We start from the raw sequence: 16,151 nt of genomic DNA, 5'->3' as shown, positions 1-16,151 counted from the left end.
GTAGGACATCAAGGACCCATGTGTCATTGCTTTGATGGCAACTGATAAAGGCAACAAGCGACTCGTCCTTCCACGCGGCAAACAGCGCTTGGCGGCGCAAATACAGCGGCTCGAACCGTCCCATTGAAAATCCACGCGCAGACCCGTTTGCCGCTTGCCATTTGGCATCTATCTCTGCCGCCGCGCTCACATTGTCTGGGGTCAACTCAAACGGTGCAATTCGAATACCCTTTTTCTCAACCGTGCGTAGTTTGCGACGCAACCCGCGTCTGGATGGGGTATCAAGCGTGAATTGATCCAGCTCAACAATTGCATCCTGTGCGATACGCGCTGTTGCATAGCCTTGCTTGCGCAGTATGGCAGCATGGCGCGCGCTGCATTTATAGTAGATCGGATGGGTTGCGCTCAATGACGCGACCTTGGTCAACTCATCAAGGCTGGCGCGCGTTTCAATCGCTGGATCAAAGAGCACTGTTGAGGTCTGCGTCGTGCGCGCAATCGCGCCGATCATTGCGCCGTTTTTGCTTATGAATGGCGTGCCTGTTTGCAGCCCAGCGGCAGTTTCCGGATGCAGTCCACGGGCCCGCGACATGAAGGGCGAGCGCGAGCGCAAATCAGCAAAGGGGCGGTAAAGGTAGAGCATCGCCAAAATGGCGGGCAGTGCGAAATAGATGATGCGAAACGCAATCAAGCTGGCAAGAATGTCGTTCATATTCTGCGTTTGCAGCGCCCAAAACAGTGTGAGTTCAAAAGGACCGAGGCCACCTGGCGTGTTGCTGAGCAAAGCAATCCCCAAGCAGGCGAGGTAGATTGGAAAAAGCACAGTGAAATCTACTGGGAGATTTGTGGGCAAAAGTATCCAAAGCGCAAAAGCGGCAAAGCCCGTATCAAGCGCTGTATATAGAATAAGGGCAGAAATCGCGCGCAGACTTGGCAGGCGCAATCGACGACCCGCAAAGCCAAGATAGCGCTTTACGACGGTGTAAAGGATCAAACAGATCGCTGAAAACAGACAGGCTTGAAAAAACAACGGGGGCAGGGGCAAGGCATCGGGGGCGAGCAAGCCCGCGATGGCAAAAATCATCAGCCACGCCGCTAGAAAACTGATTGCGACCAATGTGGTAACGGAGGCGGCGGCGATAATGCTTTGCTGCGAAAGTCCGCGCCATCGCGCCAAAGTGCCGGTTATTAGGCCAAAACCAAGGGTTTGAGACAGGGCGACCGCCGCTGCACCGCTGGCTTGGGCGCTGCGCGTGGACACTCCTGTCCCAAGAACGCGGTGGATGATGACATCATAACGCCCGAGCGAGGCAAAGCTTGCAGTCGTGGCCAAGCCAGCCAGCACCCATTGCTGGAGGGAGATACCATTCCAAGCGAGATGCACTTGCCCCCAGTCGTGCGTGTCCAGAAAGGGGCGTGCAGCCAAGGCGCACACGGGCAAGACCACGCAGAGCGTAAGGAGTTGAAAACCGGCCTTGCGGCGCATCGAGAGCGATTTGAGTGAAGACGTCATAAGATCGCAGTATCGGTGCAACCTTATCAGGGGCTTAACGGATCAAATTGGACACAAAAAAGCCCTGCTGAGGCACAGCTCAACAGGGCGATTTTCAGAATGTCGATGTCTGTTAAACTTCGGACATTAATTGTTCTTTTGCGACAGCCAGAAATTCAGCCATTTTGGCGCGAATTTCATCTGGATTGGATTTGTCACCCAAATCAGCGGCAACCTTGCGCACAACATCTTCGTGGCCGGCTTCTTCAAAATCGGACTTGATGACTTCTTTTGCGTATTCCGCTGCTTCCTCAGCAGATTTACCAAGTAATTCAGCCGCCCAAAGGCCAGTCAATTTGTTGCGGCGTGCATCCGCTTTGAACTGCATGTCTGCATCATGTGCGAATTTTGACTCAAAAGCGTCGGCGCGATCATTAAAGGTGCTCATTTGGTTCACCATCCTCAAGTGGTTGTAAGTGTTAACGTGAATATGCGATGCGCGGAGCAGCGCTGCAAGGGGCAAGCGGCATAGAGCCGCATCAAAACCCTTGCCGCGCTACCTTGCCCCGACGTGCCCCTTGCCCTAAGAGGGCGACAGAATGGACGCGGGACAGAGTCGTTCCCCCATCACGCTGCAAAGAAAGTCACTGCCATGGCGCGCGGAAAAAAGATTTACGAAGGTAAAGCCAAGACACTCTATGAGGGTCCAGAGCCAGGAACGATCATCCAATACTTCAAGGATGACGCCACTGCCTTCAACGCTGAGAAAAAAGACGTCATCGACGGCAAGGGTGTTCTGAACAACATGCTGTCCGAGTATTTTATGCAAGGCCTGACGAGCATCGGTGTGCCAAACCATTTCTTGAAACGGATCAACATGCGTGAGCAGCTTGTGCGCTCTTGCGAGATTGTTCCGCTCGAAGTGATCGTGCGCAACTATGCGGCGGGCACAATGTCCAAACGTTTGGGCATCGAAGAGGGCACGCAATTGCCGCGCCCGATCGTGGAATATTGCCTGAAAGACGACAAACTCGGTGATCCGCTCGTGTCCGAAGAGCATATCGCAGCCTTCGGTTGGGCCTCCCAACAAGACATGGAAGACATCCTGAGCCTCGCACTGCGGGTCAATGATTTCTTGTCCGGTGTCATGTATGGCGTTGGCATCAAGTTGATCGACTTCAAAATCGAGATTGGCCGCGTTTATGAGGGTGATTTTCAGCGTTTGATCGTTGCCGATGAAATCAGCCCTGACAGCTGCCGCCTTTGGGATATCGAAACGAACCAAAAGCTGGACAAAGATGTGTTCCGCCGTGACCTTGGCTCGCTCACCGATGCCTACACAGAAGTTGCAAAGCGTCTTGGCGTGCTGCCAAAGAACCAGCAACCTGTTACCAAGCCAACTCTGATTAATTAAGCGCTAAGAGAGACATAGACATGAAAGCTCGTGTACACGTGATGTTGAAAAACGGTGTTCTGGACCCACAAGGTGAGGCCGTGCGCCACGCGCTGGGTGCTCTTGGCTTTGAAGGCGTCGAAGGCGTGCGTCAGGGCAAAGTGATCGAGCTTGATCTGGCCGATGGCACAACCGAAGCGCAGGTTGGCGAGATGTGCGAAAAGCTGCTCGCGAACACAGTGATCGAATCCTACACGGTGGAGCTTAGCTAATGCGCGCAGCAGTCATTACGTTCCCGGGGTCCAATTGCGATCGCGATCTGGCGGTCGGGCTGGAAATGGCTGGCGCAGACGTAACGCGCGTTTGGCACAAAGACAGCAGCCTGCCAGAAGGCATCGATTTGGTCGGTATTCCGGGCGGATTTTCCTACGGTGATTATCTGCGTTGCGGTGCGATTGCTGCAAACTCTCCGATCTGCGCTGCGGTAAAGACCCACGCAGAAAAAGGTGGATACGTCTTTGGTGTCTGCAATGGGTTTCAGGTTCTAACGGAAACACGTCTGTTGCCGGGCGCTTTGATGCGCAATGCGGGTTTGAAATACATCTGTCGCACGGTCGGTTTGGAAGTCGCTGAAAACAAGAGCGATTTCTTGAATGGCTACAGCGCGGGTCAAGTAATCCAAGTGCCAATCGCACACCACGATGGCAACTACACGGCCTCCAAAGAAGAGCTGGATGTGCTTGAGGGCGAGGGCCGCGTTGCCTTCCGCTATACAGACAATCCAAACGGGTCTGATCGCGACATAGCAGGAATTACGTCTGCAAATGGGCGTGTTCTTGGCATGATGCCGCATCCAGAACGGGCGATGGAAGAAGCGCATGGCTCTGACAACGGCGCGCGACTTTTTGCCGGTTTAGTTGAGACAATGACCACTGCGTGAGCCTGCGACCTTGAGCGACGGGCAAGAGCACTCTAGCATCGGGCCTATGAGCCAACCGCATGTTAGATCTGAACTGCCTGTTGTCGGAAGAGAAACCTCGCGCGCACGTGCGCGGTTTAACCCGTGGGGCACGCGGGCCTTGCTCGTTGTTATGCTGCTCTTTGCGGGGGCGACGGTCTTTTTCACCAACATGTTCGTCACGGATCGTTTTACAGAAACGACACGCAACCGCGCGGAACTGCGGCTCGCCCTTTATAGCGGCAACATCCTGTCCGAGTTGCGTCGTAACTCTATCGTTCCACAGCTTCTGGCGCGTGATCCAGCCCTGATCGGCGCTTTGAACTCCGATGATTTCACAAGTTCCACTCAGCGATTGATCGGGTTTGTCGATGAGATCGGCGCGGCTTCTTTGATGCTCTTGGACAGAGAAGGGCGCTCTGTTGCGGCTACGGATCGGAACCGTCTTCAGTCGCTCCACCGCTCAGACGCTTATTTTGTTGATGCTTTACGGTCAAACGACACAGTATTTTCGGTGATTGAGCGCCCCTCCGGTGGGTTCTCATTTACCTATTCGCGCCGCGTTGAGAGCAACAATGACGTGCTTGGCGTTGTTGTCGTAGAAGTCGATTTGCAGAAATTTGAACGCGCTTGGGCGGGGATTTCTGATGCGGTTTTGATCACCAACTCTGAAGGCACGATCATTTTGTCGACAGAGCCACGTTGGCGCGGCCTAAAAGAGGAAGAGGCGCTGCAGCGTCAGCCTCCTTCAGGTGCGATCAGCCGCGCGATTCAGGTGACCGCGGATTGGACTTCTGACCCAGGCGATACATATCTGCGCGGCGAAGCGGTGATGCGCACCCATACGCGTATTGCATTTCGTGGCTGGCAAATGGCAAGCTTCACCTCCTTCGCGTCAGTGCGCGAACGTGTGAACGGGGTGCTCGCGCTCGAAATTATGGGATTCGCGATCCTTCTCGCGCTGGCCTTCTATTTCCTGAACCGCAAAACCGCGGTGCGCATGGCGGTCTTCCAACAAGAGTCGGCAGAACTTCGCCAACTTAACATAAGGCTGCAGCGAGAAGTTGCCGAACGACAGAAGGTGGAAGAGAACCTCGCGGTGGCCGAACAAACGCTCGCGCAAAGCTCGAAATTGGCCGCGCTTGGCGAGATGTCTGCCGCTGTTAGCCACGAGTTGAACCAACCGCTCGCGGCGATGAAAACCTATCTTGCTGGCGCAAAGCTATTGGTCGGTCGCGGACGCCCTGACGAAGCCATCGTCAGCTTCCAGCGGATCGATGGTTTGATCGAACGCATGGGCGCGATTACACGGCAGTTGAAAAGCTATGCACGCAAGGGCGGGGATGAATATTCCCCTGTAAATCTTGGGGATGCGCTCGCCTCAAGCCTGTCGATGATGGAGCCGCAGCTGAGGCAACGTCAGGTGCAAATCAACAAAGCTCTGCCACAGGAACCGGTCATGGTGATGGCTGATCGCGTCCGCGTCGAGCAGGTGATGATCAACCTGTTGCGCAATGCGCTGGATGCGACGAAGTCTGTGGAGGACCCGCAGGTCGATGTCCTTCTGGCTGCAGGCGAAACCGCGATGCTGACTGTGCGGGACAACGGGCAGGGGATCGAGGACCTCGATGCGCTCTTCGAACCCTTCTACACGACCAAACAACCGGGCGATGGCGTCGGGCTTGGGCTTGCCATTTCTTCGGGGATCGTGAACGAGCTAGGGGGAAGAATGACAGCGCGCAATGCTGTGCAAGGTGGAGCGGTCTTTGAAATTCGTTTGCCGATCCTACATGAAGAGGACGCACACAGCGCGAAACCTGCAGCGGAGTAAGCTCATGGCCAATTCAATGAAAATCGCCATCGTGGATGACGAAAAAGATATGCGTCAGTCCATTTCCCAATGGCTGGCCTTGTCTGGATACGACACGGAAACATTTGCCTCTGCCGAAGATGCGCTTGCGGGTATTGGTGCGGATTATCCAGGCATCGTGATTTCCGACATTAAGATGCCGGGCATGGATGGCATGCAGTTTTTGAAGAAACTCATGGGAACAGACAGCGCGCTGCCCGTGATCATGATCACGGGGCATGGCGATGTTCCGATGGCAGTGAACGCGATGCGCATTGGTGCGTTTGATTTTCTGGAAAAACCGTTCAATCCGGATCGTATGTCCGAGCTTGCGAAAAAGGCTGCGAACGCACGGCGCCTGACGCTTGATAACCGCGCTTTGCGCCGTGAATTGTCCGATGGCGGGCAATTGATGAAAAAGTTGATTGGCGCGTCGCCCGTGATGGAGCGCCTGAAGGAAGACATTCTTGATTTGGGGCAGGCCGATGGTCATGTTCTGATCGATGGCGAAACAGGGACGGGCAAAACGCTGGTTGCGCATGCGCTGCACGCTGTTGGCAGCCGCGCCGGAAAACGCTTCGTGCTGGTGTCCTGCGCCGCGATGGATGAAGAGGCGCTGACGCAGCGCCTGTTCGGGCCTGTTGCCCCAGAAGATCCGCATTTGCCCGCGATTGAAGAGGCGCGTGGCGGCACTTTGGTTCTCGAAGATATCGAAGCGCTGAGTGATGCGATGCAAGCGCGCCTTTTGAGCGTAATCAATGAGCAAGGCACTCCTGCCGAAACGCGGATCATCGCAATTTCCAATTTGCAGGAACAGGATCGCACCTGCGAAGATGCGCTGCGCTCTGATCTGTTTTATCGCCTTGCCGCGCTGCGGATCACCATCCCGCCGCTGCGTGCGCGCGGCGAAGATATTCTGTCACTGTTCACACGTTTGTCCGAACAGTTTGCCGAAGAGTATGGCTGCAGCGCCCCAGAGGTGTCCGCCCAGGAAGCGGCGCAGCTTTTGCAAGCGCCTTGGCCCGGAAACGTGCGCCAGTTGATCAATATTGCTGAGCGCGCGGTGCTCCAGACCCGCCGCGGGTCAGGATCAATCGCGTCGTTGCTGATGAGCGATCATGATGAAATGACACCGGTCATGACGACCGAGGGCAAACCGCTGAAAGAGTATGTGGAAGCCTTTGAGCGCATGTTGATCGACAACACTATGCGCCGTCACAAAGGATCGATTGCGGGTGTGATGGAAGAGCTCTGCCTGCCGCGCCGTACTTTGAATGAGAAAATGGCCAAATACGGGCTGCAACGTTCAGACTACCTGTAAGGTGAAAATCCGAAATGTTTAATTGCGCCCCGTGTCGAAAAGCACAGGGCGCTTTTTGTTTAAGTTAGCTTTTGCGTGCAGCTAGAATCCAAACCACCGCAAGCCCAAAAGAAATCACCATATTCCATCCTGCCATTGAAAGGCCGAACAGCTCCCAAGGGATTTCGTCGCAGCGCACAAGGGGGGCGTCCATGATTTGGGCCAATAGGTCAGAGGCGCTGAGATCACCAATGGGGCCAGATGTGCAGGTGGTCGGACCTTCCCACCAGCCCTGTTCAACGCCGGAATGATATGCGCCGATACCTGCAGTCGTTAACGCGGCGAGGGCGCCCAAGAGCAAAAGCAAACGCGACCCAAATACGAGAGCGAGCAGGCCAATTGCGATCGCGGCAACATGTGGGTAGCGCTGCCAGTAGCACATTTTGCAGGGAGGCATTTCGCCAATATATTGAAAGCCCAATGCTCCCAGCATTAACGCAGCGGAGCCGGCAGTCGCCAAAAGAGTGAGTTGAAAGCGTGTCATAGGAGTTTCACCGCAAAAAAGCCGCCAACCAGTAGCAGGACGAAAAGAACGAACATCAGCGGCAAGCGCTTTTCGATAAAGTCGCGAATAGGCTCACCGAACTTCCACAGCAGCAACGCGACGATATAAAAGCGCAAGGCACGCGCGAAGATCGATGTGACGATGAATGTCATGAGCGGCATGCCGGTCCATCCAGACATGATCGTGATGACCTTATATGGGAACGGCGTAACACCAGCAGTGAGGACCGCCCAGAACCCGAGATCGTTAAAGCGTGTCGAGAATTCACCCATCGCATCTGCTTTGCCAAGACTTTCAAGAATTGGAGCGCCGATTTGCTCATAAGCCAATGCGCCAATCGCATACCCCAGCAGACCACCCAGAACTGAGGCAATCAAAGCAATGCTTGCGATCAGCCATGCGCGCGAGGGGCGGGCCAGAATCATCGGGATCATCAAAATGTCTGGTGGAATCGGAAAAAACGAACTTTCCGCGAAAGCGACGATGGCTAAGAGCCAGAGCGCATGAGGATGTTCCGCCCAAGAGAGCACAATATCGTAGAGTTTCTTTAACATTTCCGCGTCCCTTATGACTTAATCTGAATGAACATGTGCGCAAACACGGGTCAAGGGCTTCGCAACAGAGATTTCTTTCAAGAAGATGTTTGTTGGGTCTGGACCCCGCCGCAGAGCTTGTCTAAAGAAGCGTCAGTGCCCAAGTGGCGGAATGGTAGACGCAGGGGATTCAAAATCCCCCGCCTTAACGGGCGTGCCGGTTCGAGTCCGGCCTTGGGTACCACTTGCTTTGCAAGCTCCGCAGGTCTGCTAAATGAATTTTTTGAACGCGGTCTTGTCGGACTTTTTCATCTTCCACGCATGTCCAAGAAATCCCACGATTGAACGCGATTTCCGTTTGATGACTTATTTATGCCATTTTTCCCCTTTCCTGCATCCTGTGGTGGTACTTGGGCGGGCGCGTTTCTCCGAATCAAACAACCGATTTAGGATAATTAACCTTAGGTAAGCATGCTCTTTACGTGCATGTTTCTCTATGAAATTAGAACAATATCGGAAAAATGGGGTATTTTGCCTGATTTAAGAAACAAACTGTCAAACTCACTACTAAAGATATTGTGAATGACGGAAAAAATTGTCGCAGCTGATTGAATGTTTCGATATTTGAGACTATTAACGGTTCCATAGCGTTTTACTTAATTTACGCGAACAATGCAGTGCTATCTTGAGCGAAAACGCGCCCAACTTGCCTTTTTTTAGCCAGTTTTGCGCGTCGTTTTTCGCTACATTTTTAGGCAAATGCCTCTCAGAGCGACTTTGTTCGGTGAAAGATGGCAAAATTTTGTTTGCTGCTCTTGGGTAAAGCGCGTTAAACCGAAATTGCCCAACTGAGGGGGCACTTGTAGGCCATGGGGGTGGCCGACAAACGAAATACGCGTCTGGGGAGACGCATAGCTGTCGCAAGATCTTCATCGATCTATAAGCGTTATTAAACCCGTTTTGGGTGACGATAGCTTTGTGTCTTCAGGTATTCGTTTGATCTTTTGTCGTACGCTTCGTGCGTCTTTGTTTTTACGCCCGTTGGTTTGGGTGCTGTGTGAGGGGTCAAAATGCCTGATTTAAGATTGTCCTGGGGAGACTACCCGGGCGGATATGCAACAGAACTATCCACTGGATCGGAAACGATCGAAACTGGCGGAGTTGCTGTCACAGTCGACTACACCAACATTGCAACTGCTTCGACAGCGTTTGCACTGAATCTCGACACCTATGATGATCCGGGCGATGATCTGCCTCCGAACTCTCAGCTCAAGCTGATTGGTGATTCAGGGACCGCTGGTGATACGTCGTCGACAACGCTCTCCTTTGCATCCTCTGATCCTTTGTACGGCGATGCTGTCACAGACCTGTCGTTTCGCATCGACGACATCGACGCTGGCGCGATCGGTGATATTGGTGGTGGCCCAAGCAGCATTCACGAAGACGTCGTAACAATCCGTGCATTTGATCTCGATGGGAACGAAATCCCTGTGACGATCACTGCGGGCGCAGGCATTACGACAGTCGGTCAGACCCTCGATGGCGACACTCAAGGCCTTCCAACTGATGCGGCACAATCAGCTCTTATCGAAATTGCAGGCCCTGTTGGCAGCGTCACCATTGACTATGCAAACACAGGAACAGGCGAGCAAGAAATCCTTGTGTCTGACCTGCTGTTCACGACGACCGACCCCAACGAAGACCCCGTTGCGAACCCAGACACAGCGTCCACTCTGGAAGATACCCTTCTGGAAGACATAGACGTACTTGGCAACGACACAGACCCAGACGGCGACACCCTCTCAGTTCTGAGTGCCAGCGCACCAAACGGAACAGTTACCATCAATGGTGATGGTACACTGAACTATGACCCGACGCCCGGATTTACTGGCGTTGATACGATCACTTATGAGATTTCCGATGGCTTGGGTGGCACAGACACATCCACTGTTACGGTTACTGTTTCAGCACCGGCGAACACAGCGCCGACTGCAAACGACGACACCGCAACAGCCACGTCCGAAGTTCTGCTCGAAGACATCGATGTTCTTGGCAACGACACCGATCCAGACGGCGATCCACTTGACGTGACAGCGGCGACCGCTGCGAACGGTACAGTAACAATCAACGCTGATGGCACGCTGAACTACATCTCTGATGCTGGTTTTGTGGGTGAAGACACGATCACCTACACAATCGACGACAATATCAGTGGTACAGACACGGCCGACGTTATTGTGACAGTCGCAGCACCGGCGAACACAGCGCCGACTGCAAACGACGACACCGCAACAGCCACGTCCGAAGTTCTGCTCGAAGACATCGATGTTCTCGGCAACGATACTGATCCAGACGGCGATCCACTTGACGTGACAGCGGCTGTCGCTGCGAACGGTACAGTGACGATCAACGCCGATGGCACGCTGAACTATGTTTCTGATGCTGGTTTTGTTGGTGAAGATACAATCACTTACACAATCGACGATAATATCAGTGGCACAGACACGGCTGACGTTATCGTGACAGTCGCAGCCCCGGGCAACACAGCGCCTACAGCGAACGATGACACAGCGGTCGCGACGTCTGAAGTTCTGCTCGAAGACATTGATGTTCTCGGCAACGACACCGATCCAGATGGCGATCCACTTGACGTGACAGCGGCTGTCGCTGCGAACGGTACAGTAACGATCAACGCTGATGGCACTCTGAACTACACCTCTGATGCTGGTTTTGTTGGTGAAGATACAATCACTTACACAATCGACGACAATATCAGCGGTACAGACACCGCCGAAGTCATTGTCACGGTTACAGCGACACCTAACGATCTACCGGTAGCAAACGACGACACCGCAACAGCGACGTCCGAAGTCCTGCTGGAAGACATCGATGTTCTCGGCAACGACACCGATCCAGACGGCGATCCGCTTGACGTAACAGCGGCAACCGCTGCGAACGGTACAGTAACGATCAACGCTGATGGCACTCTGAACTACATTTCTGATGCTGGTTTTGTTGGTGATGATACAATCACCTACACAATCGATGACAATATCAGTGGTACAGACACCGCCGAAGTCATCGTATCGGTGAGTGCGCCGGTAAACGAAGCGCCAGAAGGTCAACCTGATCTCGCGACGACGACAGCCGGTGTTTCGGTCACTGTCTTCCCATTGGGTAACGATACTGACCCAAATGGCGATACGTTGGTTATCACGGCAGCATCTGCGCCGAACGGCACGGTTACTATTTCACCTGACCAAACGAACGTAACGTACACACCTGATCCTGGCTTCAACAATGATGTTGATACGATTACGTACACATTGTCTGACCCATTTGGCCTGACAGATGAGACAACAATTCAAGTTATTGTTGGCACTCCGCTGCTTGACGGCATTGTCGAAGGTACGGCAGGCGACGATCTGATTATCGGTGACGATACGACGACAGCCGGTGTTGACGAAGCCTACATGGGCGATCCTGAAGGCGATGAGATCGACAATTCTGATGCGATCTTCCCAGAAGCGGGTGCGAATGACGATGTTGTTCAAGCTGGCGCGGGCGACGACACAGTTATTTCCGATCTCGGCGATGATTTCGTAACTGCGGGCGAGGGCGATGATGACGTCTCCACAGGCGAAGGCAACGATACAGTCTTCGGTGATGCGGGTAACGATCTGATCGACACAGGCGAGGGGAATGACTCTGTCTTCTCTGGTGACGACAACGATACGATCACAACTGGCGACGGTGTTGATACCGTTCTGGCGGGACTTGGTGACGACGTCATCGATACAAGCGGCGGCCTGCCGCTGGTCGATGAAGAAATTTTCGCTGGTATTCCGTTTGACGCGGACCCTGATGATGACCGTGATTTCGTTGATGCTGACGAAGGCAACGATCTGATCACAACAGGCGATGATGCGGATACGATTATTGCTGGCGAAGGCGATGATACGATCAACTCTGGTATCGATGATGACTCAGTCATTGGCGATGGCGGTAACGATCTGATCAACGATGAGCAGGGTTCTGATTTCGTTGATGGCGGCGCAGGCGATGACACGATCAACGTCGGCATCGATAGCTTCTCCGATTATGTTGGTGATGATCCAAACCTGCCGGTCACTGTGCTTGGTACGACTTACGATACCGATCCAAACGCTGCTGATGGTCTCGACACGGTTCTTGGTGGCGACGGCAACGATGTTATCAACACAGGCGATGACGCCGATAGCATCGACGGCGGCGCGGACAACGATACAATCAATGCCGGTATTGATGACGATACGGTTCTTGGTGGTAGCGGCGACGATAGCATCCTTGGTGGTCACGGTTCAGATGACATCGATGGCGGCACAGGCGATGACTTCATCGATGCAAGCCATGCTGGAACACCGACCTACACAGGCGATCTCGAAGATGCATTCGAACTGCCTGGGCTCGAGCTGAACGACCGTGACACAGTTGAAGGCGGCGAAGGTAGCGATACGATTATCGGTGGCGACGACGACGACAGCCTTTCTGGTGGCGACGGTGCTGACTCTATCGACGGTGGTATCGACGAAGATACGCTCCTTGGCGGTGCTGGCGACGATACGTTGATCGGCGGCGCGGGTGCAGACAGCATCTCCGGTGGCGATGACCAAGATAGCATCATTGGTGCGACTGTTGGCGATACTGTTGACGGTGGCGCGGGCGGCGTAGACTTTGATACGCTTGATCTGCGTGGCGCTGGCGATGCGGTGAACCCAGGTGGCCGCGTTACGGTTGAATACACCTCTGCAGATCTGGAAGACGGTATTGTCCGCTTCCTAGATGCTGGGGATGTTGAAACCGGCACGATGACCTTTACGGATATCGAGAACGTCATTCCTTGCTTCACGCCTGGAACGATGATCGCGACACCACAAGGCGAGCGCGCGGTAGAAGACCTGCAGGTTGGCGATCGTGTGATCACACGCGACAACGGCATTCAAGAAATCTGCTGGACAGGTTCCAAAGGTCTCAATGGCGCGCAATTGGCCGCGAATGAGCAACTGCAGCCGATCTTGATCCAAGCGGGTGCACTGGGCAACAACCTGCCAGAGCGTGATATCCTTGTGTCTCCGCAGCACCGTATGTTGCTGACAACAGACAAGGCCGCGATGTATTTTGAAGAGCGCGAAGTTCTCGTTGCTGCGAAACACCTGACAATGCTCGAAGGTGTGGACCGCGTCGAAAGCTCTGGCACGACTTACATCCACATCATGTTCCAGCAGCACGAAGTTGTTCTGTCAAATGGCACATGGTCCGAGAGCTTCCAGCCGGGTGATTATTCCTTGGAAGGTATCGGCCAAGAGCAGCGCGACGAAATTCTGGAACTGTTCCCAGAGCTTGCAACGCAGCAAAATGCTGAGGTGTATCAAGCGGCTCGTCGAACGCTTAAGAAATATGAGGCGGCGCTTCTCCTAGGTTAAGTCTAGTGAACAAGACGCGACGCGCATTCCCATATATGCAGCCCTGATGAGCAGGGGGCTGCTCATCAGAATTGAAAAGAGGCAGGCGACTGCCTCTTTTCGCCGTTTAAATGTGGCGTTCAAGATGGGCGTATTTTCGAGCGCATCAAACGTTTGAATGAACAGTACGATTTAGATCAAAAGAGAATCATTCGACGACTCGCACCCCTATCGCAGCGCTAAAAATATCGTTTTTCCACTATTTGACGCTGTCAGTATTCTGGCGAAGTGTGCGCAAAGTTGTAACGTAGAAGGAACGCAACTTATGGTGGCATGGTTAGCGGTTTGGTTACCCTTAGCCGTGAGTAAGTCGCGTCTTTGCCACATTTAGGTCACCTTAGGGAAACACATAGGGTTACGTAACGAGAGACCACGGTAAGTTGGCCTGCGTAGATTTGAGTGAGTGAGTTCTTTTAATGAGTTTTGTTCTTCGCAAAGGCCGTGGCCCTGTTGTGTACCAGAATCTTGATGCGAGTGGCCAACTCTCGCATCAAGTCACTTCTTACTGTCCTTGTTTTACTCCCGGTACATTGATCAAAACCGATAAGGGTGAAGTGCCCGTCGAGGACATCCGCCCCGACATGTTAGTTTTGACCCGAGATAACGGATATCAGAAGGTCGTTTGGTGCGGGCAGCGCACCTTGACCAAAGGCTTCTTGGACGTAAACCCAAGCCTACAACCTATCGAAATTGCTGCTGGCGCTTTGGGGCCAGATCTACCCGAACGCACAACTTGCGTTTCTCCCCAACACCGAATGTTGCTAAACAACGATCAAATCCGCCAATGGTTCGACATGGACGAAGTGTTGATTGCCGCCCACCTTCTGACCTGTTTTGAAGGTGTGAAACGATCCATCGTGGAAGAGATCACTTACGTCCACTTCATGTTTGAACAACATGAGATCGTCTTGGCGGACGGTGCTTGGTCAGAAAGCTATCAACCCAATGATATGCGTGCGGGGGCCATGGACGAACGGCATAGATCAGAATTGCTGCACATCTTTCCTGAGCTGGAAGATGACGCAGTCAGCGCTTTCCCAGCTGCGCGCACGCAGATCGAAGCGGCACAGTTAGAAGATGTTCTTTTCCCGTCAGAGTGACGCGCGCCACGCGGCCCAGTCTTCTGGCGTATCCAGATCAAGCGTTACACGTTCATCCTCAAAGTCGATGAATGCGATATCTGCTTGATGTTTTCTCACAATGGATTGTGCACCAGTGTCGCCGCTGAGATGGGCGAATTCATCCCGTAATTCAGCCGAAAAGAGGATCGGATGCCCATGTTGTCCTGAGGGCGCGCGAGCGCGCAGCAGTTTAGGCCGATCCCGCTGAAACCGATCCAACATGCGTGTCATGTCGTCGGCTGTAATGTTTGGCATATCCGCAGGCAGGACCATCAATGCCTCTGCATCATGCGATATCGCCCGTGTGCCTTCGGCCAAAGACGCGGACATACCACGCGCGGTCGCATCTGGAATGACGAGCATTGTCACTGGCAGATCCGTGAGTGCCTGCGCACGCGGATGATCGGCGCTAGGCAGCGTTACGATAACCTCCATGCCCGCTGCCAAAGCGCGCTGCGCCATAACCGCGAGGCAAGGCGCGCCATGCACATCCTCAAGGAGTTTGTCGCCGCCGCGCATGCGCGATGACGCACCGGCGGCTGGCAGCAAACAGGTCGTGGACATCAACCGCGCATCCGTGCGTTGTCAGCGTCGAACAAAGGTGTCGTAATCAACCGCGCTTTCCGCATATCGCCTAGGATTTCAATGTTCACTTCTAAACCTTCTTTCGCCAACTCACGTGGAATAAGCGCTTGCGCAATCGATTTGCCCGCTGTGTGAGAATAGCCGCCAGAGGTGCAGAACCCAAGCACTTCACCGTCGATCCAGATCGGCTCATAGGCCACCACATCGGCATTGTCTGCATCAACTTCAAAGGCGCAGAGTTGACGGGCAGGGGGCGTTTTGCGCTCTTCCTCAGCTGCGGCGCGCCCGATGAAGTCCGTGTTCTTCTTGAAGCTGATAAAACGATCCAAGCCGGTTTCAGCGGCGGTGTAATCGGGTGAGAACTCCGACAGCCAGGACCCGAAGAATTTATCGAGCCGCAAGCTCATCATAGCGCGCATGCCAAAGGGTTGCATGCCGATCGGTTCGCCCGCCGACCAAAGGGTCCACCAGAGTTGACGCTGCGAGGGAAGATCACAATAGATTTCATAGCCCAGATCGCCCGTGTAGCTGACCCGCTGCACGATGCATTCTGCCATGCCCACGGTCATACGCTGCACGTCCATGAATTTCATGTCGCTGATATCGGTGCGCGTGCAGGCGGCGAGCACCTCTCGCGCTTTCGGTCCTGCGATCTGAAACCCATTGTGCTTGTCAGAGACGTTCTCAAGGGTGACGCCATCTTCCATATTCTGCTGGAACCAACGCATATGATAGGCTTGCGATCCATAGCTTGCGGTCACTTGGAACTCTTGCTCGCCGAGGCACGAAACGGTGAAATCCCCAATCAGGCGGCCCTTAGGCGACAGCATGGGCGTAAGCGACATGCGCCCGAT

The 16,151-nt window shown here is 53.8% G+C and carries 13 protein-coding genes and 1 tRNA gene; 8 read left to right on the top strand and 6 right to left on the bottom strand.

All coding sequences use genetic code 11. From position 1 onward, the window contains the following. Positions 1–1,513: phosphatidylglycerol lysyltransferase domain-containing protein (locus tag ABJQ89_RS14515; RefSeq protein WP_348496902.1), on the bottom strand; the 1,513-nt coding region annotated here is incomplete at its 3' end. A gap of 112 nt (positions 1,514–1,625) precedes the next feature. Continuing rightward, positions 1,626–1,940 (bottom strand): DUF1476 domain-containing protein, encoded by a 315-nt coding sequence (locus tag ABJQ89_RS14510; RefSeq protein ID WP_348496901.1) that lies wholly within the window; start codon positions 1,938–1,940, stop codon positions 1,626–1,628. Positions 1,941–2,144: 204 nt separating this feature from the next. Between ABJQ89_RS14510 and purC the strand changes: the two genes are divergently transcribed. The 5 genes from purC to ABJQ89_RS14485 all read left to right on the top strand — a co-directional run bounded on the left by purC (position 2,145) and on the right by ABJQ89_RS14485 (position 7,013). After that, positions 2,145–2,906, top strand: coding sequence for a phosphoribosylaminoimidazolesuccinocarboxamide synthase (gene purC, locus ABJQ89_RS14505; protein WP_348496900.1), 762 nt, complete (start codon positions 2,145–2,147; stop codon positions 2,904–2,906). A gap of 20 nt (positions 2,907–2,926) precedes the next feature. Beyond that, positions 2,927–3,157: a phosphoribosylformylglycinamidine synthase subunit PurS gene (gene purS / locus ABJQ89_RS14500; protein WP_348496899.1), complete on the top strand. Its 231-nt coding sequence runs from the start codon at positions 2,927–2,929 to the stop codon at positions 3,155–3,157. After that, positions 3,157–3,825, top strand: coding sequence for a phosphoribosylformylglycinamidine synthase subunit PurQ (gene purQ, locus ABJQ89_RS14495; protein WP_348496898.1), 669 nt, complete (start codon positions 3,157–3,159; stop codon positions 3,823–3,825). The genes purS and purQ overlap by 1 nt, the downstream gene beginning before the upstream one ends. A 151-nt stretch (positions 3,826–3,976) precedes the next feature. Next, entirely contained in the window at positions 3,977–5,674 is a 1,698-nt protein-coding gene (locus ABJQ89_RS14490; RefSeq protein ID WP_348496903.1) for an ATP-binding protein, read from the top strand. A gap of 4 nt (positions 5,675–5,678) precedes the next feature. Next, positions 5,679–7,013 carry a sigma-54 dependent transcriptional regulator gene (locus tag ABJQ89_RS14485; protein WP_348496897.1) on the top strand — a complete coding sequence of 445 codons (1,335 nt, stop codon included), beginning with the start codon at positions 5,679–5,681 and terminating at the stop codon, positions 7,011–7,013. Between the two features lie 64 nt (positions 7,014–7,077). Here the strand turns inward: ABJQ89_RS14485 and ABJQ89_RS14480 are convergent, their stop codons facing one another. Together ABJQ89_RS14480 and ABJQ89_RS14475 are read right to left on the bottom strand one after the other, a co-directional pair. Further along, the gene (locus ABJQ89_RS14480; protein WP_348496896.1) at positions 7,078–7,536 is read right to left on the bottom strand and encodes a disulfide bond formation protein B; all 459 of its coding nucleotides are present in this window, start codon (positions 7,534–7,536) and stop codon (positions 7,078–7,080) included. Beyond that, complete coding sequence (locus tag ABJQ89_RS14475; protein ID WP_348496895.1) at positions 7,533–8,111, bottom strand: YqaA family protein; 579 nt, start codon at positions 8,109–8,111, stop codon at positions 7,533–7,535. The genes ABJQ89_RS14480 and ABJQ89_RS14475 overlap by 4 nt, the downstream gene beginning before the upstream one ends. Before the next feature lie 137 nt (positions 8,112–8,248). On the opposite strand from ABJQ89_RS14475, the gene ABJQ89_RS14470 reads away from it, so the two are divergent. From ABJQ89_RS14470 to ABJQ89_RS14460, 3 genes are all read left to right on the top strand, one after another. After that, positions 8,249–8,334 (top strand) — tRNA-Leu (locus ABJQ89_RS14470). Between the two features lie 826 nt (positions 8,335–9,160). After that, on the top strand, positions 9,161–13,552 hold the full coding sequence (locus ABJQ89_RS14465) for an Ig-like domain-containing protein (protein WP_348496894.1): 4,392 nt from the start codon (positions 9,161–9,163) through the stop codon (positions 13,550–13,552). A 455-nt stretch (positions 13,553–14,007) separates the two neighbouring features. Next, a complete protein-coding gene (locus ABJQ89_RS14460; RefSeq protein ID WP_348496893.1) occupies positions 14,008–14,691 on the top strand; it encodes a Hint domain-containing protein in 684 nt (227 codons plus the stop codon). Here the strand turns inward: ABJQ89_RS14460 and ABJQ89_RS14455 are convergent. Continuing rightward, positions 14,683–15,276, bottom strand: coding sequence for a nucleotidyltransferase family protein (locus tag ABJQ89_RS14455; protein WP_348496892.1), 594 nt, complete (start codon positions 15,274–15,276; stop codon positions 14,683–14,685). The two genes, ABJQ89_RS14460 and ABJQ89_RS14455, sit on opposite strands and share 9 nt — an antisense overlap. Beyond that, on the bottom strand, positions 15,276–16,151 hold an 876-nt coding region (locus ABJQ89_RS14450), incomplete at its 5' end, for an aminomethyltransferase family protein (RefSeq protein ID WP_348496891.1). The genes ABJQ89_RS14455 and ABJQ89_RS14450, both read right to left, overlap by 1 nt.

The sequence above is a fragment of the Planktotalea sp. genome, assembly GCF_039984035.1.
Classification (GTDB): Bacteria; Pseudomonadota; Alphaproteobacteria; order Rhodobacterales; family Rhodobacteraceae; genus Planktotalea.
This window is presented reverse-complemented; position numbering and strand designations above follow the sequence as displayed.